Origin of the sequence: Hyphomicrobium sp. (assembly GCF_035572195.1) — a bacterium.
In the GTDB taxonomy this organism is placed as follows: domain Bacteria; phylum Pseudomonadota; class Alphaproteobacteria; order Rhizobiales; family Hyphomicrobiaceae; genus Hyphomicrobium_B.
The window spans coordinates 19,461-44,837 of record NZ_DATNBA010000005.1 but is presented as its reverse complement, the minus strand read 5'-3'; the positions used below and the strand labels follow the sequence as shown (position 1 = coordinate 44,837).

Here is a 25,377-nt window from a genome sequence, read left to right as displayed (position 1 = left end):
ACCGCACTTACTCAGCGGCCAAGGCCTCGTTACCACGCAGGTTATGGCCGAGCGTCACGTAGTTCGGTTTCAGTTCTGCTGGATCGAAGTGATCGACCGCAATGACGCGTGCGACGAGGCTCTCGACCTCGCGAAGCTGCTCTACATCGGCCGCCGTGATGACGCCTTTGGCTTCGGCGTCGGCAAACCAATCGATGCCGTGATAGCGGCGTACGATCCCATCGCGGATTGCCTTTTCGAGTTTCTTCTCGGCCGGCTCGGCGGCGATCACTTTCTCGAGCGTGACTTCCAGGATGCCGGTCGGGTCGTTGACGTCTTTCGAAATGAAAATGTGCCGCGTCAGCCGGTCCCGTGCCTCACCCGGCTGCAGAACATGCTTGGCGACCTTGTGGCCCAACGCGTCGGACGCCGGCTTGAACCGCCGCCCGAGCGGGAAGACGACGGCGCGCATCAGCGGCCGTGCCCAGTGCGCAGGGAAATTATCGATCGTACCGCCGATGGCTTCCTGGAAGCGGTGAAGAGCATTCTTAGCCGCGAGCGTCACGATGTGATCATCGCCTGCCGGACGCCCATCGTCGTCGTAGCGCTTCAGCGTGGCGGCGAGCATGTAAAGCTCAGACAGAGCGTCGGCCATGCGGCCGGTGATCTTCTGTTTGGTCTTGAGGCCGCCGCCGAGCAGCGCGACAGTCAAGTCGGCGACGAAGGCATATGACCGGCTGGCTCGCGCGAGCTGGCGGTACCAGTGGCCCATGCGCTGCGCGTGATCGGGCGCCGAGACGAGCGCTCCGCCGGTCACGTTGTGGACGAAGGCGCCGGTCGCATTCGAAAGCGAAAATGCGATGTGGTTGTCGAAGGCATCTTCGAACGCGTCGAGACCGCGTGCGCGGTCGGGGTTCTGCGCCGCCTGCACTTCCTTATAGAGATAGGGATGCGAACGCAGTGCTCCCTGCGCGAACGTGATCAGCGTCCGCGTCAGGATGTTGGCGCCTTCGACCGTGATGCCGACCGGGACCATCTGATAGGCCGATTGCAGGTAATTCGACGGGCCGTCGCAAATGGCGCGGCCACCGTGAATATCCATCGCGTCATTGACGGCACGGCGCATTTTTTCGGTCGTCTGGTATTTCATCAGCGCCGAGATGACCGAGGGCCTTTCGCCGCGTGAAACCATCGCCGCCGTCATGGCGCGGGCGGCTTCGTTGACGTAGGCCGTCTCGATGATGCGCACGAGGGGTTCTTCGACGCCTTCCATGCGCGACACGGGCAGTCCGAACTGCTTCCTGACGCGCGCATATGCCGACGTCACGCGCAGCATCATTTTCACGCCGGCGGTGGCCGACGACGGCAACGAGATGGCGCGGCCCGCCGATAGACATTCCATCAGCATGCGCCAGCCGTTGCCGGCCATCTTCTCGCCGCCGATGATCCAATCGATCGGAATGAAAACGTCGCTGCCCCAGTTCGGGCCGTTCGGGAAAGCGGCGCCGGAAGGCAAATGCCGGCGGCCGATGTTGACGCCCGGATGATCGGCCGGGATGAGCGCCAGTGTGATGCCGACGTCCTCGCCCTTGCCGAGCAGGTTGTCCTTGTCGAAGAGGCGAAACGCCAGACCGACGAGGGTCGCCTTCGGGCCGAGCGTAATGTACCGCTTCTCCCACGACAGGCGGACGCCGAGCGTCTCGTTGCCTTGATATGTGCCGCGCGTCACATAACCGATGTCGCGCATCGTGGCGGCGTCAGAACCTGACGTCGGACCGGTCAGCGAAAAGCACGGCACTTCCTCGCCCTTCGCCAGTCGCGGCAAGTAATGATGCTTCTGTGCGTCGGTGCCGTACTTCTCGATCAGCTCGCCCGGGCCGAGCGAATTCGGGACCATCACGATGGTTACGATATCGGGTGACCGTGAGGCAATCTTGCCGAGGATCAGCGACTGCGCCTGCGGGGAAAAGCCGAGGCCGCCGTGCTCCTTCGAAATCAGCATGCCGAGGAAGCCGTTCTTCTTGACGAAATCCCAGATATCCTCGGGGATCTCGCGCAGGCTATGGCGCACCTGCCAGTCGTTGATCATCGCGCAGAGCTGATGCGTCGGGCCGTCGAGGAAGGCTTGTTCCTCGGCCGAGAGCTGGATCGGCGGTATCGACTGCAGCTTGTTCCAATCCGGAGTTCCGGAAAAAATTTCGGCATCGAAGCCAACCGTGCCGGCCTCCAGCGCCTGCGCTTCGGTATCGGAAACCTTCGGGAGGATTGTCCGGACCTTGTCGAATACCGGCGCCACGATCAGGCTGCGCCGCAGCGACGGGATCGAAAGCAGCGACAGCGCGACGAACGGCAGCCACGCAAACCACGACAAAATGCCGTGCCCCGCGGCTTCGGCACCATCCAGTGCTCCGGACTGTCCGAGAAGCGTCAGCAGGCCAACTGCGACGGCCCAGGCCCACATCGGCGCTCGCGCCATGCCGAGGGCCAGAAATGCGCCGACAACCAACAACAGAAGAACTACGGTCGCCATTTCCGAGCCTCCTTTGGGGGACCGCGCTCTAACGCAAGATAATCCCCGATCGGCGCCCGGGATTATCATTGCCCCACGTATACGCCAGCTTAACGCCGCTACGTCGGTCAGGTGATCGGGTCCGGGGGTACCCGCAACGTATTTAAACACGTTTGTAAGGCGTCGCTAATCCCGAAATGCGCGGCGCATATATGGCACCTAGGGCAGGATAGAACCTAGTGGCCGGCCTTCTGCGGTTCCTCGCCGAAGAGGTCCGCGACGGCCGTTCGATACCAGTCGGCGCTCTCCTGATACGTCTGGCGACGGATGTCGGGGCTATCGTCCGGCTTTGAAATGAATTCGTCCTTGGCTTCCAGAATTTCCTTACCGTCCTTTTTGCCGGGAAAATAATCGCCGCCGATCTTGGCGCTATTGTCGGGCGCCAGCATCGACCAGCACGTATTGCGGTACTTGCCGGGCGGTCTGGGCTTGCCTGAGAGGTCCGCAATGATGTCGGCTGCCACGACGTTGGCCTGGCTCATCGCCGAATATGCGGATTTCGGCATCGGGTTGGCGATGGCGGCGTCGCCCAGGACATAGACGTCCTTCACCTTCGTGGAGGTGAAGTTATCGGGATTGACGGGACACCAGTCGCCTTCCGTCAGTCCCATCTTCGCCGCGATGGAACCGGCCTTCTGCGCCGGGATGATATTGGCAAGCGCGGCGCGCTCGGTGCGGCCGGACTTCGTCGTCACTTCGCCCGTCGCGGCGTTGACCTTGACGACCGTGTAGTCGTCGATCTCGTTGGTAAGATTGAGCTCGATAATGTCCCTGTAATATTCGTTGAAGGCCTGCTCGAAAACGGCCTCCTTCGAAAACGTCCTCTTCGCATCGAAGATGATGAGCTTGGCCTTCGGTTTCCTGGTTTTGATGAAATGCCCGATCATGCACGCTCGCTCGTAAGGGCCCGGGGGGCAACGGTAGGGGTTCGGCGGCGAGGCCATGACGATGAGGCCGCCATCGGGAAGCGCCAGCAGCTTCTCCTTCAAGAGCCAAGTCTGTTCGCCGCCCTGCCAGGCATGCGGCATGATTTTCGCGGCGTCGGGCGAATAGCCTTCGATCGTTTCGAATTTCAGATCGATGCCCGGCGCAACGACGAGCCGGTCGAAGCTAAGGGGCGATGAACCACGCGCCAAAGTCACGGTCTTCGCTGTCGTGTCGACTGCCGTCGCTGTATCCGTGACGACGGTGATGCCGCGTTTCTTCACGCCCTCATAATCGTGCGTGATCGATCTGAACGAACGGAAGCCGCCGAGATAAAGATTGGAATAGAAGCAGGTCGTATATTTGTCTTTCGGCTCGATTAGCGTCACGTCGAGCGCCGCGTCCGCAGATTTGAGCCGGTTTGCGACCGCCGCGCCGCCGGGTCCGCCGCCGATGATGACAACCCTAGCGGAACCAGCCGCGTAAGCCGGACGCGCAAATTCCAAATGCGATGCGACAGCCCCCGCGCCCGCCGCCAACAAAGCGAATTCGCGACGTGTGATCTTGGACATATCGCCCCCTCATCCCCCGGCACACTCACCACGCCGGCACTCAATTTTTTTTACAAGCTGCCTCGTTTGTGGGACGTTTGCCACAAGGACATCATTCTGTCAGGAAATAAATCCCTTGTAACTAGAAGTGCAGCAAATTGGCATTGTATATAGCGGCGTAGCGGAAGATCCGCTTCGGGCAATTAGAATGCGGGAAAAAGCCGGAATTGCGATTATCAGCCGCCGTACGTTCGTGGTCTCGGCAATTGCTGCTGCCGGGCTGACGCCGCTGCTCGTCTACGCCCAGAATTCGGGCTCCATGACCCTCGAGCGCAGCCAAAAGTTTCAGGATGAATTCGCCAAGCTCTTAGGCGGTGCAACGCCGGTGAAGGACAAGATAACTGTCGACCTCCCGGAACTTGCAGAAAACGGCAATTTTGTTCCAATCACGATCTCCGTCGACAGCCCGATGACGGACGCGGACCACGTGACGGCGATCCACATCCTGGCGACCGCCAATCCCGTGGCTCTCATCGCGACATTCCACCTGTCGCCGATCAACGGCGTTGCGCGCGTGCAAAGCCGCATCCGTCTCGCAAAGACGGAGGACGTCGTGACCCTGGCAAAGCTTTCGAGCGGCGCGATGCTGATCGCAACGACGCCCGTCAAAGTCACCATCGGCGGTTGCGGAATCTAAGAGGACCCAGTCATGGCCAGCAATCCGCGCATCAAGCTTCCCGAGCACGCTAAGACCGGCGAAGTCATCGAGGTAAAGACGCTGATCAGGCATGTCATGGAGACCGGCAACCGCAAGGACAAGTACGGGAAACAAATCCCGCGCGACATCATCAATACGTTCGTCGCGAAGTTCGGTGACAAGGAAGTGTTCCGCGCCGAGTTCGGGCCGGGGATTTCCGCCAATCCCTACATTTCGTTTCAGATGCGCGTGCCGGGGCCGGGTGTTTTCGAATTTGCCTGGACCGACGACCAGGGCGCCACGACTGTTGCTACGACGCGGTTGAACGTCGCTTGATCCGTCAGCCGGCCGTCGCGGCGACCGCGTTCTCTTTCAGCAGCTTGTAATTGATGCTGTCGAGCAGCGCCTCGAAACTCGCATCAATGATATTCGGCGATACGCCGACCGTGGTCCAGCGATCGCCGGTCTCGGTATCGCGACTTTCGACGAGCACACGCGTTACGGCGCCAGTACCGCCGTTCTGCGCCTGCGTCAGGATGCGAACCTTGTAATCGACCAGTTTGACGTTCTCGATGTGCTTCTGATAGCGGCCGAGGTCGCTGCGCAACGCCTTGTCGAGCGCGTTCACCGGGCCGTTTCCTTCTCCGACGGACACCAGCGGCTCAGCCTCACCCGCGATCGAGACGGAGACGACGGCGTGTGACTGTGTCGAGAAGTTGGTCGGACCGCGTTGCGTGTCGCCCTGACGTTCGACGGTCACGCGGAAGCTGTCGACGGAAAAATAGCGGGGAACGCTCGAAAGCGACCGGCGCGCCAATAGCTCGAATGAGGCTTCCGCCGCCTCATAGGAATATCCCTGATCCTCACGTGTCTTGACCTCGTCGAGCAAGGTTTGAACGCGCGGATCGTTCTTGTCCGCCGGCAGGCCGAGACGCTCCAGCGCCACAGTCAGCGACGACCGCCCGCCCTGCTTCGACACCAGGATGCGGCGCTCGTTGCCAACGCTTTCCGGCGGAACGTGCTCGTATGTTTCCGGCTCCTTGATCAGCGCCGAAGCATGGATGCCGGCTTTGGTCGCGAAGGCGCTTTCGCCGACGTAGGGCGCGTGCCGGTCCGGCGCTTCGTTCAACAATTCATCGAGAACACGGCTAGCGTGCGTCAACGTCCGGAGCCGGTCGGGCGTAACACCGGTTGTAAAGGCATCGGCGAATTCGCTCTTCAAAAGCAGCGTCGGGATGATCGACGTCAGATTGGCGTTACCGCAGCGTTCGCCAAGGCCGTTCAGCGTGCCCTGGATTTGCCGGCAGCCGGCCCGCACCGCCATCAACGTGTTGGCAACCGCGTTCTCGGTGTCGTTGTGGGTATGAATGCCGAGATGCGTGCTCTTCACGTGCTTGGCGACATCGGCGACAATACGTTCGACTTCATGCGGCAGCGTTCCGCCGTTGGTATCGCAGAGCACGATCCAGCGCGCACCGGCGTCGTACGCGGTCCTGGCAACGCTCAGAGCGTAGTCGCGATTGCTTTTATAGCCGTCAAAGAAGTGCTCGCAGTCGATCATCGCCTCGCGCTGCGTCTCGACGATGGCGCGCACCGATTGGTCGACGCACTCGAGGTTCTCTTCGTTCGAAATTCCGAGCGCGACGCGCACCTGATAGTCCGAAGACTTCGCCACCAGGCAGATGCTGTCGGCGGAAGATTGCAGGATGGCCTGCAGACCGGGATCGTTCGACACTGACCGGCCAGCACGCTTGGTCATGCCGAATGCCGTGAAGCGGGCCGATTTGAGGTTCGGGCGCGACGTGAAAAGTTCGGTATCAATGGCGTTGGCGCCAGGATAGCCGCCTTCGATATAGTCGACCCCAAGCTCGTCGAGCACGCTCATCAACCGCCGCTTGTCCTCAAGCGAAAAGTCGACGCCGGTCGTCTGCATGCCGTCGCGCAGCGTCGTGTCGAAGAGGTAAAGGCGTTCTTTGTTCATGAGGGTTTCACCGGCGAAGCCGGTTTGTCTTTGCTTGGGGTGAGCCGCTTCGTCATGGTCGTATTGGAAAGCCACTGCTCGGCGACCGGCACAGAATTTCGGCTGGTCTGTACGTAACCGAGGCGTTCGAAGAATGTCACCGCGGCGTCGCTGGCGTCCGTCGTCAGCGTCTCGGTGCCGCGAGCCGCCGCGATTTTCTCCAGCGCATCGACGAGGGCCGTGCCGATACCTTCGCCAGCGTAGTCGGGATGAACATAAAGCATGTCGATCGTCTTGTTGTCCTTCAGCGAAGTAAAGCCCAGGTAAATTCCGTCGAGCTGAACCACGAGGGTCAGCATGCTGCCTAGCCGCTTGGCGAACGCGTCGGCGTCCTCGGCAGTCGAAATCCAGGCGAGGCGCTGGTCCTCGTCGTAGTCTTCAGCCGTCAGCTCCTCGATGCTCTGCGCAAAGAGGTCGCGCAGCGCCATCGTGTCGGCAGGGAGGAACGGGCGCAGCGGAAAATCGTCGGACATCTCGTTCTTTGGGCCAGATAGCGGCGTTATTGTGGGAACTATCGGTCAGGACCTAGCGCCGCGACCCCTTCCGCGCAAGGCCGCCGATGGACGCCGTGGTCTCCCTGCCTTTCGCGAGGCGGCGATCCAGGGCGTACGGCGAGAGCGCTCTTTCTGCCCTGGATGGCCGGGTCAAGCCCGGCCATGACGTGGAAAAAAAACTCTAGCGCGTGACTTCCCACGTCGTTTCGATTTCGCCAGTTTCCTTGTTCTTCGTGTCCTTCAACGAGATGCCCATTTTGGCAAGCTCGTCGCGGATGCGGTCGGCCTCTTTAAAGTCTTTATGTTTCCGAGCGGAGTTGCGAGCCTCGATCAGCGGTCTGACCTCCATGTCAGACGGGCCTTGATCAATATCTTGAGCCAATAACGTGAGTGAGGGTTGGATTTCATAAAGCCCCAGAAAGTCTAACCCTTGCCTCAGGCGTGAAGCAGCTGCTGTCATCTCTGCTCCAGACTTCGCGGAGCGCACATTTCGGGCAAGTCCATGAACAGCAGAAATTGCGAGGGGCGTATTGAGATCGTCGCCAAGTGGATCGGTAATGGGCTCGATATTCAATTGGACGTCCGTGGGCGCGTCAAAGCATAGCTTATTCCATTCGAAAAGACTTTCGCGGGCCTCGAACAGCCTGTCTACGGACCAATCGATCGGTTGGCGATAATGCGTCATTAGCATCGCGAGCCGAATTACGCGGCCGTGCCAATTTTGGTTGCCAAACTTATGACCCGTCAGCAGCTCATTGAGCGTCACGAAGTTGCCGAGGCTTTTCGACATCTTCTCGCCTTCGACCTGCAGGAAGCCGTTGTGCATCCAGACGTTCGCCATTACCGGCGTGCCGTGGGCGCAACGGGACTGCGCGATCTCGTTCTCGTGGTGCGGAAACGTCAAATCGATGCCGCCGCCGTGGATGTCGAAGACGTCGCCAAGCAACGCGCCCGCCATCGCCGAGCATTCGATGTGCCAGCCGGGGCGGCCCGGGGTTGCAATTCCGCATGGGCTCGGCCAGGCCGGTTCGCCGGGCTTCGACGGCTTCCACAATACGAAATCCATCGGGCCTTTTTTGTAGGGCGCGACCTCGACGCGGGCGCCTGCCTCCATCTCATCGAGCGAACGGTTCGAAAGCTTGCCGTAGTCCGGCATCGAGGCGACGTCGAACAGGACATGATCGGAGGCGACGTAGGCATTGCCGAGTTTCACCAGCGCTTCGATCAGCGAAACCATGTCGTCGCGGCCGTCGTCGCGGCGGATGTATTCGGTGGCGCGCGGCTCGAACGTCGGCGGCAGAACTCCAAGTGCTGCAATATCGTCGTGGAATTGCTTCTCGGTCGCCGTCGTGACCTTGCGGATCGCCTCGTTCAGCGGCAGATCGGGAAAATCCCGCGCCGCCCGCGCGTTGATCTTGTCGTCGACGTCGGTGATGTTGCGGACGTACGTGACATGCTCCGGCCCGTAGATGTGGCGCAGCAGGCGGAACAGCACGTCGAACACGATCACGGGGCGGGCGTTGCCGATGTGGGCGAAGTCGTAGACGGTCGGCCCGCACACGTACATGCGGACGTTGTTCGGATCGATCGGCGTGAACTCGGCCTTCTGCCGCGTCAGGGTGTTATAAAGTTTCAGCGCCAATCGGAACCTCGTCAGTTGATCGCTCGGCACCCGTGCCGGGGCGCGTTCGCGTCGAAAAAGTATGCCATAGCCCGAAGTCGCGGGGACAAGTTCTCCCGAGCCCTTAGCCGGGTGATTTCCTGTCCGTCAAGCTGCTGAATGGCTTTGCAAAAACGGTGCGGTCGCAATTGCTCCGCATTGACCCGCTAGCAAATCGCTGTTTAGGCTTCCCGACGCGCGTCGCTTCGGGCGCTTTTCGCTGTGCGCAGATTCGATGACAGGCTTCGAGGAGCCGGTGTGAGCCAAACAAGAAAAACAAAAGGTACCGCGCGCTGGCTTCTGCTTGCCTTGGCGGCGGCCGCCGTCGTCCTGGTTTTCGTGCCGGAGGTTGCCTCGGCGCAGAGCTGGTGGCCTTTCGGCGGCGGCGATGAGGAAGAGAGGCCGCCCCCGGTTCCGCGCGAACCGGTCTACCGGCAGCCATCCGACATACCTGCGCCCGCCCCACAGCAGTCGCCGCCCGATGCCCCCGGCGTTCCACGATCGCCCGGCGCACCCGGAGCACCGGCCGCACCTGCGACGGCCAACTACTCGACGAAAAATCCGATCTGCTACCAGCTCGAGCAGCGCCTCGTGCAGGAGGGGGCGAAAGGCACCCAGTCGCGAGATGAGCTGCCGCGCATCGAAGATGAAATCCGCGTCGTCGATCGCGCCTTCAACTCAGGCCAGTCGCAGCTCGACAGAGGCTGCTACGACCAGTTCCTGTTCACGAAAACGTTCCGCAACACGCCACAGTGCAAGGATCTGGCTCGCCAGGTCGATGTCTCGAAGCGGCGGCTGTCGGATCTGGAGGCGCGCCGTCAGGACATCATCGGTTCGTCCGGCCGATCGTATCAGGACGACATTATCCGCGAGCTGGCCCGCAACAATTGCGGCGCCAATTACGTCGACATGGCGCGCCGCCGCAGTGACGGAATGTGGGAAGATGAGGCATCGGGCAGCGGCAATATCTGGTCGCCAAGAGCCACGAACGGCGCACAGACCTACCGCACGCTCTGCGTTCGTCTTTGCGACGGCTTTTATTTTCCCGTGAGCTTCTCGACCTTGCCGAGCCATTTCCCGCAGGATGCCGACGTGTGCTCGTCGAAATGCGCCGCGCCGACCGAGCTGTTCTATTACCCAAACCCGGGCGGAACCGTCGAGCAGGCCGTCGCCCTCAAGGACCAGGAAGCCTACACGAAGCTTAAGTACGCATTCCGCTACCGGAAGGAATACGTCAACGGCTGCTCGTGCAAGACTGCCGAGTATGTGCCTGCGGATGGGGTTGTCGGCAAGAAGGCGGAAAATTCACCGCCGGGATCGTTGGTGCCGCAAACGCATAGTGCCAATGCCGCCGCCTCGCCGCAACTGGCGACCGGAGGCAATGCAGTTCAACCTGTTCAGCCTGCCGCCGACACCGGCGGCTGGCAGACGCAGTCCCAGCCGCAATAATCGAGCAAAAGACGCCCGGCTAGGCGCGTTTGCCTTCAAGCCGGGCAAGCACGCGCTTGCGGCCCATCAGCGGCAGCAACGCCTTCAGTTCGGGACCCGACTCCCGCGCCGTCAATGCCAGCCGAAGCGGATGAAAGAGCCCCCGGCCCTTGGCCCCGGTCGCCGATTTAATCGCCGCCGTCCAAATCGCCCAGGTATCATCGCCCCACGGCTCTTCGGGGAGGGTAGTAGCGCCCGCAGCGGCGACTTTGGCGTCCTCTATGACCGGCTCGATGTCGTGCGCGACGATATCCCACCAGAGCTTGGCATCACCGAGCACGTCGAGATTGCCGCGTACAGCCATCCAGAAATCTTCCCCGCCTCCAACGCCAAAAGCAGCGAGGCGGTCGGCGACATCGGCGTAGTCGAGCATATGCAGGAGCTTGCCGTTGAGGCTTTTGAGATCGGCAACGTCGAAGCGGCCCGGCGCCATCGAAATCTTGGCGAAGTCGAGTTTCGCGGCAAGTTCGTCGCGCGACGTCAATGGTTCGATCGCGTCCGACGTTCCGACGAGCGCCGCATGGCAGAGCACGGCCATCGGCTCGAGCCCTTCGTCGCGGAAACTCTGCACCGACAAGGCACCCAAGCGTTTCGACAGCGCATGGCCATCGGCGCCGACCAACAACGAATGGTGGCCGAATGCGGGCGGCGTTGCGCCGAGAGCTTCGAAGATCGCCATTTGCACGCCGGTGTTGGTGACGTGATCTTCGCCGCGGACGATATGCGTGATGGCGAAGTCGACGTCGTCGACGACACTGGTGAACGTGTAGAGGAACGTCCCATCCTCGCGGATCAGCACTGGGTCGGAGAGTGATCCGAGATCGACGGACTGGTCGCCGCGGACGAGATCGTTCCAGGAGATGAGTGTCGGCTCGGGCGCAAGGCTACCTTTGCCTGAAGTATTCGGCAGGCGGAACCTCCAGTGAGGCGTCTCGCCCGCCGCCAGTTTCGCGCCGATATCGGCCTGCGAAAGTTTGAGTGCGGCGCGGTCGTAGATTGGCGGCCGGTGCATCGCGAGCTGGCGTTTGCGGCGACGATCGAGTTCGCCCTCCGTTTCAAAGCACGGATAGAGCACGCCGGCCGTCTTCAGGGCCTCGGCTACTTCGCTGTAGCGGGCGGTGCGGTCCTGCTGACGCGCCTCCTCGTCCCACGTGAGGCCGAGCCATGTCAGATCATCGCGGATCGCCTGGGCGAATTCCTCCGTCGACCGGGCAAGGTCGGTGTCATCGAGCCGGAGCAGAAACGTGCCCATGTGCTTGCGCGCAAAGAGCCAGTTGAGGGCTGCGGTTCGGATGTTGCCGATGTGGAGGCGCCCGGTAGGGCTCGGGGCGAAGCGGACGCGCGGAATCATCATCGTTCTTTTCACGGGTTGGGACGCGCCGCACCGTACCCGGCATCGCGGCGATGGCAAGGCTTGTATCTAGTCCTCGTCTTTTCGGTAGGTGGACGAGAAAGCGGCGCTCTTGGTTTTGTCCAGCGGCGACGCGCTGCTGGCGATGTCTTCGCGAAAGCGATTGGTGATCGGATAACGCCGGTCGCGTCCGAAATTGCGCGCCGAAATCTTGACGCCGGGGGCCGCCTGCCGCCGCTTGTACTCGGCGAGATATAGCAGCCGCTCGACCTTCTTCACAGTTTCCGCCGCATGCCCGCGTGCGATGACGGCGGCGAGCGGCAGTTCGTTCTCGACTAAGCTTCGCAGGATATCATCCAACTCGTCATAGGGCGGCAGCGAGTCCTGGTCCGTTTGATTGGCACGAAGTTCCGCCGTCGGCGCCTTCGTCAAGATGCGTTGCGGAATAACGTCGCCACGAGGTCCGAGCCCACCTTCCGCGACGTTGGCGTTGCGCCAGCGGGCCAGCGCGTAGACCTCCGTCTTGTAGAGATCCTTGATCGGATTGAAGCCGCCGTTCATGTCACCGTAGAGCGTCGCATAGCCGACCGACATCTCGCTTTTGTTGCCGGTCGTCACGACCAAGCCGCCGAACTTATTCGAGATCGCCATCAGCATCGTGCCGCGCACGCGGCTTTGCAGGTTTTCCTCGGTGATGTCGGCGTTGGTTCCGGCGAAGAGATCCTTGAGGCCCCAGGTGAAACCGGCGACCGCCGGCTCGATCGAGATTTTGTCGTAGCGAATCCCGAGCCTCTTGGTGCAATCGGCTGCATCGAGCAGGCTGTCGTCGGAGGTGAATTTCGACGGCAACATAACCGCGTGTACGCGCTCGGGTCCCAATGCGTCGACGGCAATTGCAGCGACGAGCGCGGAATCGATGCCGCCAGAGAGACCGAGCACCACACCGGGAAAACCGTTTTTCGTCACGTAATCCCGGAGTCCGAGGACGCAGGCGTGATAGGCGGCGGCCGGACCTTCGGCAACCTTCGCGGACTCGCCGCTGACACAACGCCAGCCGCTTTCGGTCCGGTTCCAATCGGTCACGACAACCGCTTCGCGCCACGCCGGTAGTTGGACGGCAAGACTGCGATCGGCATTCAAAACGAACGATGCTCCGTCGAAGACCAGCTCGTCTTGACCGCCGACCTGATTGACATAAACCAGCGGCAAGCCACTCTCCGTGACGCGAGCGACAGCAACGTTGATGCGGCTGTCGGGCTTTGGCCAATCGAACGGCGACCCGTTCGGCGAAACGATAATTTCGGCGCCTGTCTCCGCAAGTGTTTCGACGACCTCGGCGGCCCAGATGTCTTCACAGATCGCGACGCCCAGTCGCACGCCGCGCACGTTCAGCGGACCTGGCATCGGCCCGACGGCGAAGACGCGCTTTTCGTCGAAGACGCCGTAGTTCGGCAATTCCGACTTGAAGGTGACGGCCTCGATGCGGCCGCGGTCGAGCAGGGCTACGGCATTGAAGACTTTTCCCGCGTCGCGCCAGATCGTGCCGATCAGGACGGCGGGGCCTTCGGCGCAGGCAGCGGCAAGGCGCTCCAGTTCGGCGCGCGTTGCGTCCTGGAACGCCGGCTTCAGGACCAGATCTTCCGGCGGATAACCGTTGAGGAAGAGTTCGGAGAAGACAATGACGTCGGCACCCGCCGCGCGCGCGCGAGCATGGGCGTCCACTGCTCTCTTGGCGTTGCCACCAAGATCTCCGACCGTGGGGTTGAGTTGGGCAAGTGCAATGCGCATGCGGCGGCTGGCGTCCTCGAGAAGCAGCCGGCGCGCTCCTTGTCAGACGAGCGCACCGATGACCGTCTTATGCAGCTTCAATCCAGCCGTTGTCACCCTTTAACGCGCGACGATGACTGTGCAGTGGGCTTTGCCGGCGATGTCTGCCGCGACAGAGCCGAGGACGAGGCGCGACAGTCCGTGCTTGTCTCCCGTTCCGGTTACGATGATGTCGCAATCATCCTGCTCAGCGTAGGTCACGACGCCGGCGGCCGCCTCCCGGCTACGCAGGGGAGTCGTGTGAACATTCTTGACACCGGAGTCAGCGGCAATCCTTGCGGCCGCTTCCAGTACGTTCTGCACTTGGCTGTCCTCCAAGGAGTAAATCGCCCCGGAGCGCGCACCGCCAATCATTACGTTGACGGTGGCGATCGTTAATGCAGAGCCAAGCTTGTTCGCCAACTCCGCTGCAAACTGTACGGCCTTGTCGGAATGCTTGGTGCCATCAACGGCACAGAGTATTTTGTGAACCATGATTTCCTCACAGGCAGGACCAAATGAGAACGATACGGAACCGGCAACCGACGCGGTGCTGATCAACGCGCGATACGCCACACTATTCGCGCACAGCGAACTTTACCACCAATTGTATCAGTACGAAGCTTCAGCCTACGGCGTATCGCGTCCATCCAAGGTCGAGGGCGCCTGAGGAGATCCGGGGCGCTCGGGACAGCTAGTTTGGCTCTAGTCATCGTCATCGTCGCAGGGCACCGGAAATTCGACATCCGGCACCCAACAGACGGTCGGCTCCTGAATGCGCTGACTGATTAACGTCTTGGCGGCTATCGCGGTCGAGGCCGACATCTCAATCATGGCAACGAGCAGCAAGACAAAGCAATTATTCATGTCCGATACCCCACGGGACGAGCCGTCCGTGTCGATTACCGAGCCAATGCCGCATCCTGACCGATCAGGCTGCGGGAATAATATCTAGGCTATCAGCGTTCTCGGCTCGGCGCGCGCGTCGGCCGCCCGCTCCTTCTTCAATTGTTCGGCAACAAGGAAAGCCAGTTCCAGGGCCTGATCGGCGTTGAGCCGTGGATCGCAATGCGTGTGGTAGCGGCTGGAAAGATCCTGCTCGGAAATGGCCGTGGCGCCGCCCGTGCACTCGGTCACGTTCTGGCCGGTCATTTCGACATGGATGCCGCCCGCATGCGTGCCCTCGGCCCGATGCACCTCGAAGAAGGCCAGGCTTTCTTTCAGGATGCGGTCAAATGGCCGGGTCTTGTAGCCGTTGACGGCCGAAATCGTGTTGCCATGCATCGGATCGCATGACCAGAGCACCGTCCGCCCGGCCTTTTTTACCGCGCGGATCAACTTCGGAAGATGCGTTTCGACCTTGTCGTAGCCGAACCGGCAAATGAGCGTCAGCCGTCCCGCTTCGTCCTTCGGATTGAGCAGGTCGATCAGTCTCAGCAATCCGTCGGCGTCGAGCGAGGGTCCGCACTTCAAGCCGATCGGGTTTTTGATGCCGCGGCAGAACTCGATGTGCGCATGGTCGGGCTGGCGCGTGCGATCGCCGACCCAGATCATGTGCCCGCTCGTCGCGTACCAATCGCCGCTCGTCGAGTCCTTGCGCGTCAACGCCTCTTCGTAGCCGAGGAGCAGCGCCTCGTGACTCGTGTAGAAATTCGTCGAGCGAAGCTGCGCGGTATTCTCGGACGTAATTCCGCAGGCGCGCATGAATTGCAGCGTCTCGGCAATACGGTCGGCGATTTCCTGATAGCGATGGCCTTGCGGGCTGTCCTGGACGAAGCCCATGTTCCATTGATGGACGCGCTCGAGGTCGGCGTAACCGCCGGTCGCGAAAGCGCGAATGAGATTGAGCGTTGCCGCCGATTGGCGGTAGGCCTCGATCTGCCGATGCGGATCGGGAATGCGAGCCTCAGCCGTGAACTCCGGCCCATTGACGATGTCACCGCGATAGCTCGGCAGCTCCTGACCGCCCTTCTTCTCGGTCGGTGATGAGCGCGGCTTCGCGAATTGCCCGGCGATGCGGCCAACTTTAACGACCGGCTGGCCACCGGCGTAGGTCAGCACCACAGCCATCTGCAGGAAGACGCGGAAGAAATCTCGGATGTTGTCGGCACGGTGCTCGACGAAGCTTTCCGCACAGTCGCCGCCCTGGAGCAGAAAACCGCTCCCCGACGCGATCGTGGCAAGCTGCCGTTTCAAGTCGCGCGCTTCACCGGCAAAAACGAGCGGCGGGAAGGTCGCGAGCTTGGCTTCGACGCAGTGCAGCGCCGCGGCGTCCGGATACTCCGGCACCTGCAGAATGGGTTTCGCGCGCCAGCTTTCGGGCGACCATTTATCGGCTTGTGGAACGGACGCCATCGTCAACTCCTGAGAGCAGCATCAATCGCGCCTTTCGGCACGACTTTCAAGCCTGCTCGGTATTGGGTTAGTTCGGGCTTATAGGAGGAAACCGCGGCTGGCGCCAGCCGCCCCGGCAGGATGCCGAGGCCCTTAAAGACCGGCGGCCATGCCGCCGTCGACGGCCAACTCCGATCCGGTGCAATATAGGCTGTCGTCGGAAGCAAAGAAGACCGCGGCACCGGTCAAATCTTCCGGCTGCCCTAGCCGTCCCATCGGCGTCTTGTCGATCAGCGCCTGTTTAACAGGCGGCAGCCTCAAGAGCCGGTCGGTAATTGCGGTTTCGACATAACCCGGCGCGATCGAATTCACACGAACGTTGAACGGTGCGTATTCGACTGCAAGGCCTTTCGTCAGCGCGGTGACGGCACCTTTTGTTGCGGTGTAAGCACCGAGCGGACGCAGACCACGATGCGCCATGATCGATGAAATATTGATCAGCGAACCGTTTTTCGATTTGCGCAGCAACGGCAGCGCGTCGCGCGACAGCCGCAACACCGCATCGAGATTGACTTCACGCAACCTCGTCCAATCGGAATCCGACAGCTGGCGCACCTCGCCGCGCACCAGAATGCCGGCGTTGTTGACGAGGACGTCGGCACGTCCGTGCGCCGCATCGACCTTGCGAACGAGCGACGTCAGATCCTGGCCCTTCGAAACATCGACGACCAACGCGGTCGCGGCGCCACCCGCCGCCTTGATGCCGCGAACGGTCTCTTCGGCCGTCTCGCCATTGATGTCGGTGACCCAGACGTGCGCGCCTTCAAGCGCGAAACGCTGCGCGATGGCCTGGCCGATGCCGCCGCCCGCCCCCGTCACGATCGCAATTTTTCCGCTGAGCCGCGTCATGTCACCCTCACCCCACTTACGACGGGTCACCCATAGATTGCAGATCGCCGGCAATCAACCGGCAGCCTCCCCTGGTGCAATCCATTTTTCGCGCAACGTCACCAGTTCCTCCGCCGCCGACGGATGCAGCGCCATGGTCTGATCGAAGTCCGACTTTTTGGCGCCCATACGGATGGCGACCGCGGCCATCTGAACGATTTCGGCGGCGTCGGGGCCCAGGATATGGACGCCGACGACCCGATCACTGGCGCGCTCGACGACGAGCTTCATCAACATCCGCTCATCCCGGCCGGCGAGGATCGCCTTCATCGGCCGGAAGCTGGCCTTGTAAATATCGATGTCGCCGTATTGCGCGCGGGCTTCGTGCTCAGAAAAACCCACCGTGCCGATTTCCGGCGTGGCAAAGACGGCGGTAGGGATCGCTTTGTAGTCGACGGTCCAGGCTTTATTGCCGAAAACGGTATCGGCGAACGCGTGGCCTTCGCGAATGGCAACCGGCGTCAGGTTAACGCGATCGGTGACATCGCCGACGGCGTAAATCGAAGGGACCGAAGTTTGCCACGTTCCTTCAACCGCGACGGCACCGTTGCCGCTAAGTTTCACGCCCACGCCTTCAAGACCGAGCCCTGCCGTGTTGGGCGATCGGCCAATTGCGAACATGATCTGGTCGGCCTCGACGACTTCGCCGCCGGTAATGTGACCGGCGAGACCGGTTTGCGTTTTCTCGATCCGCGTAAAAATATGACCTGCAATGATGTGGATGCCCCGGCTGGTCATTGCCGTAGTCAGCGCGTTGCGCAAATCCTCGTCGAAGCCGCGCAGAATTTTATCCCGCCGGTAAATTAGCGTCACGTCCGCACCGAGCCCCTTGAAGATCGATGCAAACTCGACGGCGATGTAGCCGCCGCCAGCAATGACGACGCGCCGCGGCATTTCCTTGAGGTGAAATGCCTCGTTCGAGGTGATGACGTGTTCAATACCCGGCAGATTTTCGTCGAGGTTCGGCCGGCCACCGGTGGCAATCAATATGGCTTTCGCGGAAACGGTACGGCCCGATTGCGTCAACTTAACCCCATGTGGGGCGGCCACCGTCGCGCGTTCAGCGAACAGTTCGACGTTGAATTTGGCGAGCGTCGCGCCATAAACCGCTTCGAGCCGGGCGATTTCGTTGTCTTTCGCCGCGATCAGCGATTGCCAGTCGAACCGAGCGCCTTCTAATGACCAGCCAAAACCTTCCGCATCCTCGAATTCGTCGGTGAATCGGCTGGCATAGACGAGAAGCTTCTTCGGCACGCAGCCGCGGATCACGCACGTGCCGCCGATCCGATACTCTTCCGCTATCGCGACGCGCGCGCCATGACTTGCGGCGATGCGTGCAGCCCGGACGCCGCCGGAGCCTGCGCCAATTACAAAAAGATCATAATCAAATTCCAACATGCTTCAGCCCGACTGCTGCGCAAACATTATTTCGGCTCGGCGGGAGCCGGACTCGGAGCTGGACTGGGGGCCGGCGCTTCGGGTTGCATCGCCTTGGCGATCTTCTCGCTGTACTTCACGCCGATCGCGGCTCCCTTCTGCATCAACTCCGGCGTCTTGGCGATGAATTTGGCACCGGCGCCCGAGCGATAGAAATCGGCAACGGCCTTCATTTCCTCTGCCGTGAATGTCTGAGCGTAGAGGTCGGCAAAATCAGTAATCATCTGATCTTTGTATTCGAGCAGCTTCTTCATGCTGGCGTCGAACTGGGCGGAAAGTTTCTTGCCCGCTTCGGACGTGTCGGCGTTGGCGCCCTTGGCAAAGTCGCGCTTCATCGCGTCGACCATGCCGTCCATCTGCTTGGTGACGCCTGTGACTTCCATCAGATCGTGGGCCGCGGCCACACGCGCCGGATCGATGGCCGGTGCAGCTTCCTCCGCAAGCAGCGGCCCGGCGCAGCATCCAATCGCAAAACAAAACGCAAGCATTCGAATTTTGGAATGCATCCTCAAATCTCCTCGTCAAAATCGGACTCGATCCCCGTAAGCACCTCGATGCCTTTCGGCCCGGCGATGATGCCGACGTCGGCAATACCGAGAAAGAGACCGCTTTCAACGACGCCCGGCACGAGCTTCAGAGCGTCGTCAAGAGCTTCGGGATCGTCGATCACGCCAAAGGCACAATCGAGAATATGGTTGCCGTTATCGGTCATGAAAGGCGCGCCATCTGCGCCCACGCGCACCTTGACCTCGCCTTCGCAGCCGCAGTCGCCGGCGAGCGCGGCGACGAGCCTGCGCGTCGCGGAAAGTCCAAACGGCACGACCTCCAATGGCAATGGAAAGCGGCCCAGGACATCGACGCGCTTGCTGATGTCGGCAATAATGACGACGCGCTCCGAGGCGACCGCCACGATCTTTTCGCGCAGCAATGCCCCGCCACCGCCTTTGATGAGACGCAGCTCCTCGTCGACCTCGTCGGCGCCATCGATCGTCAGATCGAGTGACCCATATTGATCGAGCGTCGCGAGCGGAATGTTGAGACTGGCCGCATGAAGGCGGGTTGTTTCGGACGTTGGAACACAGACGACTTTCAGTCCGTCTCTCACTTTGCCGCCGAGCAGATCGACAAACTTGGCGGCGGTCGATCCGGTACCGAGGCCGAGTCGCATGCCATCTTTGACGTAGTTCAAGGCATGCTCGGCTGCCTGCCGTTTCCAGTCGTCGCTGCTCATCACTGCCCCTCTTGAGAACACCTCGTGCCGGCGCGGTTATACACAGCCGCATGCCCTCTCTAGGCCGTGCCTCCGGCCCTTTCAAGCTGGCGATCAATAGGCAAGCCGTTGTGCCACCGTGACACTGCCCGGCAGCGCCGATACGCTGCGTGACGATTAGAGGAGAGTTCATGAAGGGTTTTACAGTCGTCTTTGATCTCGACGGCACGCTCGTCGACACCGCGCCTGACCTCGCCGAGGCCACAAACCACGTTCTGGGAACGCTCGGCCTTGAGCGCGTAAGCGAGCTCGAGATCCGCCCCTTCGTCGGCCACGGCGCCCTGGCCATGATCGAGGCCGCCGTTACGTCGCACGGCCGCAAATTGACCGAGCGCGAGCTTCACGATCTCTTCCAAATCTTTTTCGACTATTACAGCGCCAATATCGCGGTTCGCAGCACGCCCTACGCGAATATGGTGACGGCGCTAGAAGCATTGCGCAGCGAAGGCGCGACGCTGGCGGTTTGTACGAACAAGATCGAGATACAGGCCCGCCAGGTTCTGAAAGCCTTGAAACTGGACGGCTACTTTTCGGCCCTCACCGGGCGCGATAGCTTGGGCGTTTTCAAGCCGGACCCGAAACACTTGACCGGCACGATCGCCCTCGCCGGCGGCCGGCCAGACGCCTCGATCATGATTGGCGACAGCGAAACCGACATCAAGACGGCGAAGGCGGCGCACGTACCGATCGTCGCGGTCAGCTTCGGTTACAGCGTCGATCCGGTCGCATCATTCGGACCAGACGCGATCATCGACGACTATCGCGATTTGCAGGCCGCAGTAAAAAAGCTTACCGGCATGCCGGTCAGTAGGTGAGTACCTTGCACTCGCTCGACATGATCTCTTCGATGAAATGCGCCGCGCCGACGACACCGCTGCACTCAGGGATCAAATCCTCCTTGCGCATGTCGAACAGATCGAGTTCCGGCGCACAGCAGAAAAACTTGACGCCGGCCGCATGTGCTTCCTTGATGAAGTCGTGCATCGAGCGCGGTTCGCTAGGTTTCAAATGAAGCTTTGCGGCGACGCCATTTTTTAGAAGTTTCGCAGCCGTGCCGGTGCAAATGACTTCGACGTTATAAGACATCGCGGCCGCAACCGTGGCCTGGATGATCGGCGCCCCGAGCTCCTCGCAATTGCGCGGGTCGGTGTTGGCCAAGATGATGATCAGCTTCTGGGTCACCGCCGCCTCTTGCTGCCGTTCATTCGGCCGCGAGACTAGCGCGGCCCCGCTCGGTGCCGCAATGCCGGCATGTTAGGTGTGGCGGCTGATATAACGTCGATAAACAAGGATGGTTGCCGGCAGAAAAACGAGATCGGCGATCAGCGACGCGAGCAGCGTCACGCCGCAAACCATGCCAAATGTCCTGAGCGACGGCAACTCCGAGAAGATCGTCACGCCGAGACCGAAGGCAAGCACCATCGTCGTCAAGATGATCGCGGGTCCGACAAGCACGCGGGCCCGGCGGATGGCAAGTTCGGGGGACACGCCCGGCTGCTCCTCGAGTCGCAGCCGGTTCAGGAAGTGGATCAGCGCATCGACGCCGAGACCAAAAACCACGAGCAGCGCCACGACGGACGCAAATTCAAGTCCATCACCAAGATACCAAAGCAGCGCCCCGGACGTCACAACCGGGAAGAGCCCCGGCAGGATACTTATGAATCCAACAAAGACGGAGCGGAAAGCGACCGCCAGCAGGATTGCGGCAACGAGCACGCAAAGCGGGATGCTTTCATCCAACTGCGAAATCATGCGGTAACTGTTGCGGGCTGCGAGTGCCGGCAGACCGGTCACCGAGATTTCGTAATTCGGATAGGCCTTGCGCACTGGATCGAGCGCGTGGTCGACCTTTTCGACGACCGGCAGAATCTGACTCGCGTCGATGTCGGGCAGCCGGCCGGTAACGAGAACAGCGTCCTGTTCCTTGGCGATGAAGCGGCGAACGAGATTTTCAGGCAGAAGCTTGACGTATTTTTTGACCGTCTCGATGTTGTCGTCGCCATTCTCGCGCAGCCAGCGCCTCAGGCTTTCGAGTGACCAGACGTTGCCGAGGCCGGCCGCCTTCTCCAACGCCTCGTGGGTTTCCTTGATGACATTGAGGGTCGCCGGATCGTAGAGGCTGGCGCCGTTATGCCAGCGGATCATCACATGGAACGGGTTGGCACCGGTGAGCTTGGTATCGATGCGGCCCGAAGCGTCTAGCGCCTGTTCCCGGTCGGGAACCTGATCGGCAAGCCGATAGCGTGGCTCAAGCTGCAGGTGCAGCGAAGCAAAGTATGCGAAGAGCGCAAATGCGATCAACGTGTAGATGACGGCGTGCTGGACGACACGATCGACGACGGCGCCGACAAAGTTGCCGAGTGCGTCCATCATTCCGTCGGCGGGGGTATGGTCACGCGCCAGCGTCTTTTCATTGCGAATGAACAGCAGCGCCAAGAGCGGCAGCACGACGATCACCGCGACAAACGAAATGCAGACCGCCATGGCGCCTGCCTCGCCGAAGGTGCGAATGAGGCCCGATTCCGAAAATAGCAACGCCAGGAAAGACAGAAGAGCCGCGGCATGTGCCAGCACGCAGGCCGGGCCGACGATATTGATGGCAAATTTCACGGCCTCAAGCTTGGTGTCTCCTTCACGGAGGCGGATGCGAATGGACGAAACCATCTGCATGCTGTCGGCGAACCCCATCACCATGATCAGCGGCGTCATGACGTTCAGGAAGAGATTGAGCTTGAAGCCGAGCCAGCCAAGAAGGCCGAGTGCCCACACGACCGCGATAACGGGCGGGAGTGCGGCGACCAGCATCAGCGACACGCGCCGGAAGAAAATGGCGGCGATGGCCGCGCCGAAAAACAAGCCGAGCCCGTTGTAAAGTATCTGATCGCGCTCGACGGCATTACGAATTTCGAGTTGCATCACCGGCGCCCCGGCGAGTTTCACCGTAAGTCCAGCGGGTGCGAGATCCTGTTTCGCGACCTCTTCGATTCCGCCGATGACGACCTTTGCGGATTTTTCCGCGACGACTTCGCGATTGAGCGATAGGACCGCCAGCGCCAGCTGACCGTCGTTGGACAGAAACTTGCCCTTGACGATGTCATTGCTCTTGAGAGCCGTCAGCATGGCGTCGAAGGCTGCACCTTCGGGCAACTCGTCGGGCACGATTGGCGGAGCGTATCCTGACGCATCGGGCCGGCCGCGCGCCGAAAGCATCGACACGATACCGTCGACCCCATCGGCGAGCTGCAAATCGCTCGCGGCGTTGGCAAAGGCGGTGAGCCCCTCGCGCGTCAGAAGATTCTTGCCCTCGACGACCACCAGAACATCGTACTCGCTCGAGGGGAATCGGCGGTCGATCTCCTCGTAGGTCCTGAATTCCTTGGTATTCGTGCGAAAGAGTTCAGATAAACTGTCGTCGACCTTAAGGCGCATCAGGCCTTGCGCGGCAATGCCGGTCAGCAACAGAATGATGAGCGCCGACAACAGCGGCGCCTTCAATCCCAATAGACCGAGTTTGTTGAGACCCAGAGATAGCGGAAACGGGTTTCGCGGCGCCGTAGACTCCAAACTTCCCTCCAGAAGCGACCCTTACATTAAGAAGTCGCTGTAGCGCCTTCCGGAATCGCACGTCATCGGCGGCAGACATCGCATTTTGCAGGACCTGAGCGCAAGGTGCCGTGTCCTTCCGATCACGGTCAACTGCCGGCTTGACGCATTCGCATTGAGGCTGGCGATCCTTTTGACTACACGATCGCCCCAGGCGGTCTACGATACGGTCCCTCCTTACGTAAGAAATCTAAGCCGGGTTGCTACCCGGAGGAAGAATCCTCGATATGCTCCCAGCCCTTTGGCGAATGGTCGCCGTCATTGCCCTGGTCGTGCTTTCAACCGCCACCGCATCCAGTGCCTTTGCGACAAAGAAGGCCGTCGCGGGCGCCGTTACCTTCGATGTTCCTGACGATTTCACGGCCGCCGCGGGGCCGCCTGCCTCGCTGCACGAAGACGCAACCGGCATAACAATCGAAGTTTCAGAGCTGCCGCTTCAGGCGCTGCATGAATTCAAGGGGACGGCGTTTCTCGAGTTTCTGGCGAGTCGCGGATATACGAACGCGGCCTACGCCGGGGGGGCGCTGAAGCGAACCGACGCGTACACTTACGTGTTGGCCGACGCCAAAGGCAAACAAGGGCCGGAGTCGCGCTTTCTGTTGGTGCTCGGGGGCTCTGGCCGCGCGGCGATCGTCACGGCGTACGCGCCCAAGAGCCAGATTGACGCCGGTCGCGCCAGCCGGGGCGCCATCGAGACGGTCCTCTCGAGTGCTTCCATTGTACCCGCCCCTGCGACGAAGCCCTGAAGCAAGCGCCGGTTTGGACGGAACACGCGCCGTCAGCTTGACAGCCTCGGCCGCTGCCTCGCATAAGGTCCGTCTTCGAAAAGGGCGGTTAGCTCAGCGGTAGAGCACACGCTTCACACGCGTGGGGTCACAGGTTCAATCCCTGTACCGCCCACCATTTACTCGCATCGCGCTTTGCTAACGCGCCAATTCACTTGGCCTTCGTTCTCGCCGGGGCGCGGGTGTGCTCAAGGAAAAACCGAATCATCTCTTTCGTTGCGTCAGGCCCCTTCTGGTCGGTGAACGACCCAGAAGGGCTTCCTCCGGACCAGGCATGTCCGGCGCCGTGGATGACCCATTGCTCGAGAAGGCCGCGGCCTTTTGCATCGCGCAGGATGGAACGGGTGTAGGAATGCCCGGCGGCATTGCCATTCTCCACCACCGTCTGGAATTCGCCACCCGCTCGAGCACGGTCGATGACCTCGCCGCCATTGCGCGGATGTACCGTCGAATCGCGATCGCCATGAAAGACGATAGTCGGGATCCGATTGGGTAGACCTGTCTGCCGGCTGCTCTTGTGGTCCGGAGCCGGATGGCGTCCCTGCATCGCCGCAAATGCCGAGGGCATGTCGTGAGCGACACCACAGGCCAAGCCCGAATGAACGCCGACCGCCGCGTATAGATCCGGGTATGCTTCCCCGGCGATGGCCGCGGCGGCACCGCCGGCGGATAGTCCCGCGACGTAAATGCGTTTCGGATCGATTTTGTAATCCGCCAGCACCTGGCGCGTGATTCCGGCGATGATGTCCGGCTCGCCCTGTCCTCGCTTCTGATCACCGGTCTTGAACCAATTCCAGCATTTCGACGCGTTCGCAGCTGAGCTTTGTTCCGGATAGACGACAAAGCAGGCGTGTTCTTCCGCGACGAAGTTCATGCGGGTGCCGGCGGCAAAATCGTCGGGCGATTGAGTGCACCCATGCAGCATGACGATCAGCGGTCGAAGTCCCTTGCCGTGGCCGCTTGGAATGTAAAGTTTGTAGGCGCGGCTTCCCGCTTCGTTGCTGAAGGATTTGGAAACGAAACGCCCAACGCCTGGTACAATTTCGGATGCGGGCGGCGATGGCTTGCGTAAGCCGAGACTTTGCAGGCGTTGGAAAACACCGCGCAATGGTCCCGATGCCCTCGCCGTCGCACTATCTTTTGAACCGTTTAGGTTGGGGCTCGATGAGGCTGTCCCGCTACCATTCAAATCCGTCTGTCGCTGCCCCACGCCATTAATGGTCGAAGGCTCGATGCCTGACTTGGCCGCACGACCTTCTGGCGGCGACGAACGTGGCGGTGGTGTCACACCTAACATTCTTTGCAGCAGCGCTGTCGCCTCGTCGAGGCGCCCGGCTTGGGTCAAGCGTGTTGCCTTCATCATGTCGTCGAGCGGGTCGCTCATTTCGATTTTCCTGTGGTCGGGATCAATTAAAGGCATCCGATCGGGCGCCAATTAGGTGAGTGTGCTTTCCAATACCG

23 protein-coding genes and 1 tRNA gene are annotated in these 25,377 nt (G+C 61.1%); 7 read left to right on the top strand and 17 right to left on the bottom strand.

The genetic code is table 11. The features are described 5' to 3' along the window. Positions 1–7 precede the first annotated feature (7 nt). Positions 8–2,509, bottom strand: coding sequence for an acyl-CoA dehydrogenase (locus VN623_RS00765; RefSeq protein WP_325567098.1), 2,502 nt, complete (start codon positions 2,507–2,509; stop codon positions 8–10). 215 nt (positions 2,510–2,724) lie between these two features. After that, the gene (locus VN623_RS00760; RefSeq protein ID WP_325567096.1) at positions 2,725–4,044 is read right to left on the bottom strand and encodes an NAD(P)/FAD-dependent oxidoreductase; all 1,320 of its coding nucleotides are present in this window, start codon (positions 4,042–4,044) and stop codon (positions 2,725–2,727) included. A gap of 187 nt (positions 4,045–4,231) precedes the next feature. Here VN623_RS00760 and soxY point away from each other — a divergent pair, with 187 nt between their 5' ends. Together soxY and soxZ are read left to right on the top strand one after the other, a co-directional pair. After that, the gene (gene soxY / locus VN623_RS00755; RefSeq protein WP_325567094.1) at positions 4,232–4,720 is read left to right on the top strand and encodes a thiosulfate oxidation carrier protein SoxY; all 489 of its coding nucleotides are present in this window, start codon (positions 4,232–4,234) and stop codon (positions 4,718–4,720) included. 12 nt (positions 4,721–4,732) lie between these two features. Next, on the top strand, positions 4,733–5,056 hold the full coding sequence (gene soxZ / locus VN623_RS00750) for a thiosulfate oxidation carrier complex protein SoxZ (protein WP_325567092.1): 324 nt from the start codon (positions 4,733–4,735) through the stop codon (positions 5,054–5,056). A 4-nt stretch (positions 5,057–5,060) separates the two neighbouring features. Here soxZ and cimA read toward each other — a convergent pair whose 3' ends face one another. From cimA to cysS, 3 genes are all read right to left on the bottom strand, one after another. Continuing rightward, positions 5,061–6,701 carry a citramalate synthase gene (cimA, locus tag VN623_RS00745; protein WP_325567090.1) on the bottom strand — a complete coding sequence of 547 codons (1,641 nt, stop codon included), beginning with the start codon at positions 6,699–6,701 and terminating at the stop codon, positions 5,061–5,063. Next, positions 6,698–7,213: a GNAT family N-acetyltransferase gene (locus VN623_RS00740; RefSeq protein WP_325567088.1), complete on the bottom strand. Its 516-nt coding sequence runs from the start codon at positions 7,211–7,213 to the stop codon at positions 6,698–6,700. Before VN623_RS00740 ends, cimA begins: the two co-directional genes overlap by 4 nt. 202 nt (positions 7,214–7,415) lie before the next feature. Then, a complete protein-coding gene (gene cysS, locus VN623_RS00735; RefSeq protein ID WP_325567086.1) occupies positions 7,416–8,876 on the bottom strand; it encodes a cysteine--tRNA ligase in 1,461 nt (486 codons plus the stop codon). A gap of 276 nt (positions 8,877–9,152) precedes the next feature. On the opposite strand from cysS, the gene VN623_RS00730 reads away from it, so the two are divergent. After that, entirely contained in the window at positions 9,153–10,343 is a 1,191-nt protein-coding gene (locus tag VN623_RS00730; protein ID WP_325567084.1) for a DUF2865 domain-containing protein, read from the top strand. Positions 10,344–10,362: 19 nt separating this feature from the next. On the opposite strand, the gene gltX is transcribed toward VN623_RS00730, so the two are convergent. From gltX to VN623_RS00715, 3 genes are all read right to left on the bottom strand, one after another. Next, complete coding sequence (gene gltX / locus VN623_RS00725; RefSeq protein ID WP_325567148.1) at positions 10,363–11,733, bottom strand: glutamate--tRNA ligase; 1,371 nt, start codon at positions 11,731–11,733, stop codon at positions 10,363–10,365. Positions 11,734–11,802: 69 nt separating this feature from the next. Next, positions 11,803–13,521, bottom strand: a complete 1,719-nt coding sequence (locus tag VN623_RS00720) for an NAD+ synthase (RefSeq protein ID WP_325567082.1) — start codon at positions 13,519–13,521, stop codon at positions 11,803–11,805. A gap of 99 nt (positions 13,522–13,620) precedes the next feature. Next, the gene (locus tag VN623_RS00715; protein ID WP_325567080.1) at positions 13,621–14,034 is read right to left on the bottom strand and encodes a universal stress protein; all 414 of its coding nucleotides are present in this window, start codon (positions 14,032–14,034) and stop codon (positions 13,621–13,623) included. On the opposite strand from VN623_RS00715, the gene VN623_RS00710 reads away from it, so the two are divergent. After that, on the top strand, positions 14,033–14,209 hold the full coding sequence (locus VN623_RS00710) for a hypothetical protein (RefSeq protein ID WP_325567078.1): 177 nt from the start codon (positions 14,033–14,035) through the stop codon (positions 14,207–14,209). The genes VN623_RS00715 and VN623_RS00710 overlap by 2 nt on opposite strands. Before the next feature lie 35 nt (positions 14,210–14,244). Here the strand turns inward: VN623_RS00710 and VN623_RS00705 are convergent, their stop codons facing one another. The 6 genes from VN623_RS00705 to rpiA all read right to left on the bottom strand — a co-directional run bounded on the left by VN623_RS00705 (position 14,245) and on the right by rpiA (position 19,489). After that, the gene (locus VN623_RS00705; protein ID WP_325567076.1) at positions 14,245–14,406 is read right to left on the bottom strand and encodes a hypothetical protein; all 162 of its coding nucleotides are present in this window, start codon (positions 14,404–14,406) and stop codon (positions 14,245–14,247) included. An 84-nt stretch (positions 14,407–14,490) separates the two neighbouring features. Further along, positions 14,491–15,894 (bottom strand): class II 3-deoxy-7-phosphoheptulonate synthase, encoded by a 1,404-nt coding sequence (locus tag VN623_RS00700; protein ID WP_325567074.1) that lies wholly within the window; start codon positions 15,892–15,894, stop codon positions 14,491–14,493. A gap of 132 nt (positions 15,895–16,026) precedes the next feature. After that, positions 16,027–16,782, bottom strand: coding sequence for a glucose 1-dehydrogenase (locus VN623_RS00695; protein ID WP_325567072.1), 756 nt, complete (start codon positions 16,780–16,782; stop codon positions 16,027–16,029). A 54-nt stretch (positions 16,783–16,836) separates the two neighbouring features. Then, positions 16,837–18,219, bottom strand: coding sequence for a glutathione-disulfide reductase (gene gor / locus VN623_RS00690; RefSeq protein WP_325567070.1), 1,383 nt, complete (start codon positions 18,217–18,219; stop codon positions 16,837–16,839). Positions 18,220–18,245: 26 nt separating this feature from the next. Next, the gene (locus VN623_RS00685; RefSeq protein ID WP_325567068.1) at positions 18,246–18,764 is read right to left on the bottom strand and encodes a DUF2059 domain-containing protein; all 519 of its coding nucleotides are present in this window, start codon (positions 18,762–18,764) and stop codon (positions 18,246–18,248) included. Positions 18,765–18,766: 2 nt separating this feature from the next. Beyond that, positions 18,767–19,489, bottom strand: a complete 723-nt coding sequence (gene rpiA / locus VN623_RS00680; RefSeq protein WP_325567066.1) for a ribose-5-phosphate isomerase RpiA — start codon at positions 19,487–19,489, stop codon at positions 18,767–18,769. A gap of 170 nt (positions 19,490–19,659) precedes the next feature. Here rpiA and VN623_RS00675 point away from each other — a divergent pair, with 170 nt between their 5' ends. Further along, positions 19,660–20,343: an HAD family hydrolase gene (locus VN623_RS00675; protein ID WP_325567064.1), complete on the top strand. Its 684-nt coding sequence runs from the start codon at positions 19,660–19,662 to the stop codon at positions 20,341–20,343. Here VN623_RS00675 and VN623_RS00670 read toward each other — a convergent pair. Beyond that, entirely contained in the window at positions 20,333–20,710 is a 378-nt protein-coding gene (locus VN623_RS00670) for a DsrE/DsrF/DrsH-like family protein (RefSeq protein WP_325567062.1), read from the bottom strand. The genes VN623_RS00675 and VN623_RS00670 overlap by 11 nt on opposite strands. Positions 20,711–20,782: 72 nt before the next feature. Then, on the bottom strand, positions 20,783–23,092 hold the full coding sequence (locus tag VN623_RS00665) for an efflux RND transporter permease subunit (RefSeq protein WP_325567060.1): 2,310 nt from the start codon (positions 23,090–23,092) through the stop codon (positions 20,783–20,785). 266 nt (positions 23,093–23,358) lie between these two features. Here VN623_RS00665 and VN623_RS00660 point away from each other — a divergent pair, with 266 nt between their 5' ends. Both VN623_RS00660 and VN623_RS00655 read left to right on the top strand, forming a co-directional pair. Then, complete coding sequence (locus VN623_RS00660) at positions 23,359–23,877, top strand: hypothetical protein (protein ID WP_325567058.1); 519 nt, start codon at positions 23,359–23,361, stop codon at positions 23,875–23,877. 82 nt (positions 23,878–23,959) lie between these two features. Further along, positions 23,960–24,034, top strand: a tRNA-Val gene (locus tag VN623_RS00655). Between the two features lie 33 nt (positions 24,035–24,067). Here VN623_RS00655 and VN623_RS00650 read toward each other — a convergent pair. After that, the gene (locus tag VN623_RS00650) at positions 24,068–25,300 is read right to left on the bottom strand and encodes a PHB depolymerase family esterase (protein ID WP_325567056.1); all 1,233 of its coding nucleotides are present in this window, start codon (positions 25,298–25,300) and stop codon (positions 24,068–24,070) included. Positions 25,301–25,377: the final 77 nt, after the last annotated feature.

Coding starts and splice junctions, on each gene's coding strand:
- VN623_RS00765 (WP_325567098.1), bottom strand. CDS start 2,509: ATGGCGACCGTAGTTCTTCTGTTGTTGGTTGTCGGCGCATTTCTGGCC.
- VN623_RS00760 (WP_325567096.1), bottom strand. CDS start 4,044: ATGTCCAAGATCACACGTCGCGAATTCGCTTTGTTGGCGGCGGGCGCG.
- soxY (WP_325567094.1), top strand. CDS start 4,232: ATGCGGGAAAAAGCCGGAATTGCGATTATCAGCCGCCGTACGTTCGTG.
- soxZ (WP_325567092.1), top strand. CDS start 4,733: ATGGCCAGCAATCCGCGCATCAAGCTTCCCGAGCACGCTAAGACCGGC.
- cimA (WP_325567090.1), bottom strand. CDS start 6,701: ATGAACAAAGAACGCCTTTACCTCTTCGACACGACGCTGCGCGACGGC.
- VN623_RS00740 (WP_325567088.1), bottom strand. CDS start 7,213: ATGTCCGACGATTTTCCGCTGCGCCCGTTCCTCCCTGCCGACACGATG.
- gltX (WP_325567148.1), bottom strand. CDS start 11,733: ATGATTCCGCGCGTCCGCTTCGCCCCGAGCCCTACCGGGCGCCTCCAC.
- VN623_RS00720 (WP_325567082.1), bottom strand. CDS start 13,521: ATGCGCATTGCACTTGCCCAACTCAACCCCACGGTCGGAGATCTTGGT.
- VN623_RS00710 (WP_325567078.1), top strand. CDS start 14,033: ATGATTTCCTCACAGGCAGGACCAAATGAGAACGATACGGAACCGGCA.
- VN623_RS00715 (WP_325567080.1), bottom strand. CDS start 14,034: ATGGTTCACAAAATACTCTGTGCCGTTGATGGCACCAAGCATTCCGAC.
- VN623_RS00705 (WP_325567076.1), bottom strand. CDS start 14,406: ATGAATAATTGCTTTGTCTTGCTGCTCGTTGCCATGATTGAGATGTCG.
- VN623_RS00700 (WP_325567074.1), bottom strand. CDS start 15,894: ATGGCGTCCGTTCCACAAGCCGATAAATGGTCGCCCGAAAGCTGGCGC.
- VN623_RS00695 (WP_325567072.1), bottom strand. CDS start 16,782: ATGACGCGGCTCAGCGGAAAAATTGCGATCGTGACGGGGGCGGGCGGC.
- gor (WP_325567070.1), bottom strand. CDS start 18,219: ATGTTGGAATTTGATTATGATCTTTTTGTAATTGGCGCAGGCTCCGGC.
- VN623_RS00685 (WP_325567068.1), bottom strand. CDS start 18,764: ATGCATTCCAAAATTCGAATGCTTGCGTTTTGTTTTGCGATTGGATGC.
- rpiA (WP_325567066.1), bottom strand. CDS start 19,489: ATGAGCAGCGACGACTGGAAACGGCAGGCAGCCGAGCATGCCTTGAAC.
- VN623_RS00675 (WP_325567064.1), top strand. CDS start 19,660: ATGAAGGGTTTTACAGTCGTCTTTGATCTCGACGGCACGCTCGTCGAC.
- VN623_RS00660 (WP_325567058.1), top strand. CDS start 23,359: ATGCTCCCAGCCCTTTGGCGAATGGTCGCCGTCATTGCCCTGGTCGTG.
- VN623_RS00650 (WP_325567056.1), bottom strand. CDS start 25,300: ATGAGCGACCCGCTCGACGACATGATGAAGGCAACACGCTTGACCCAA.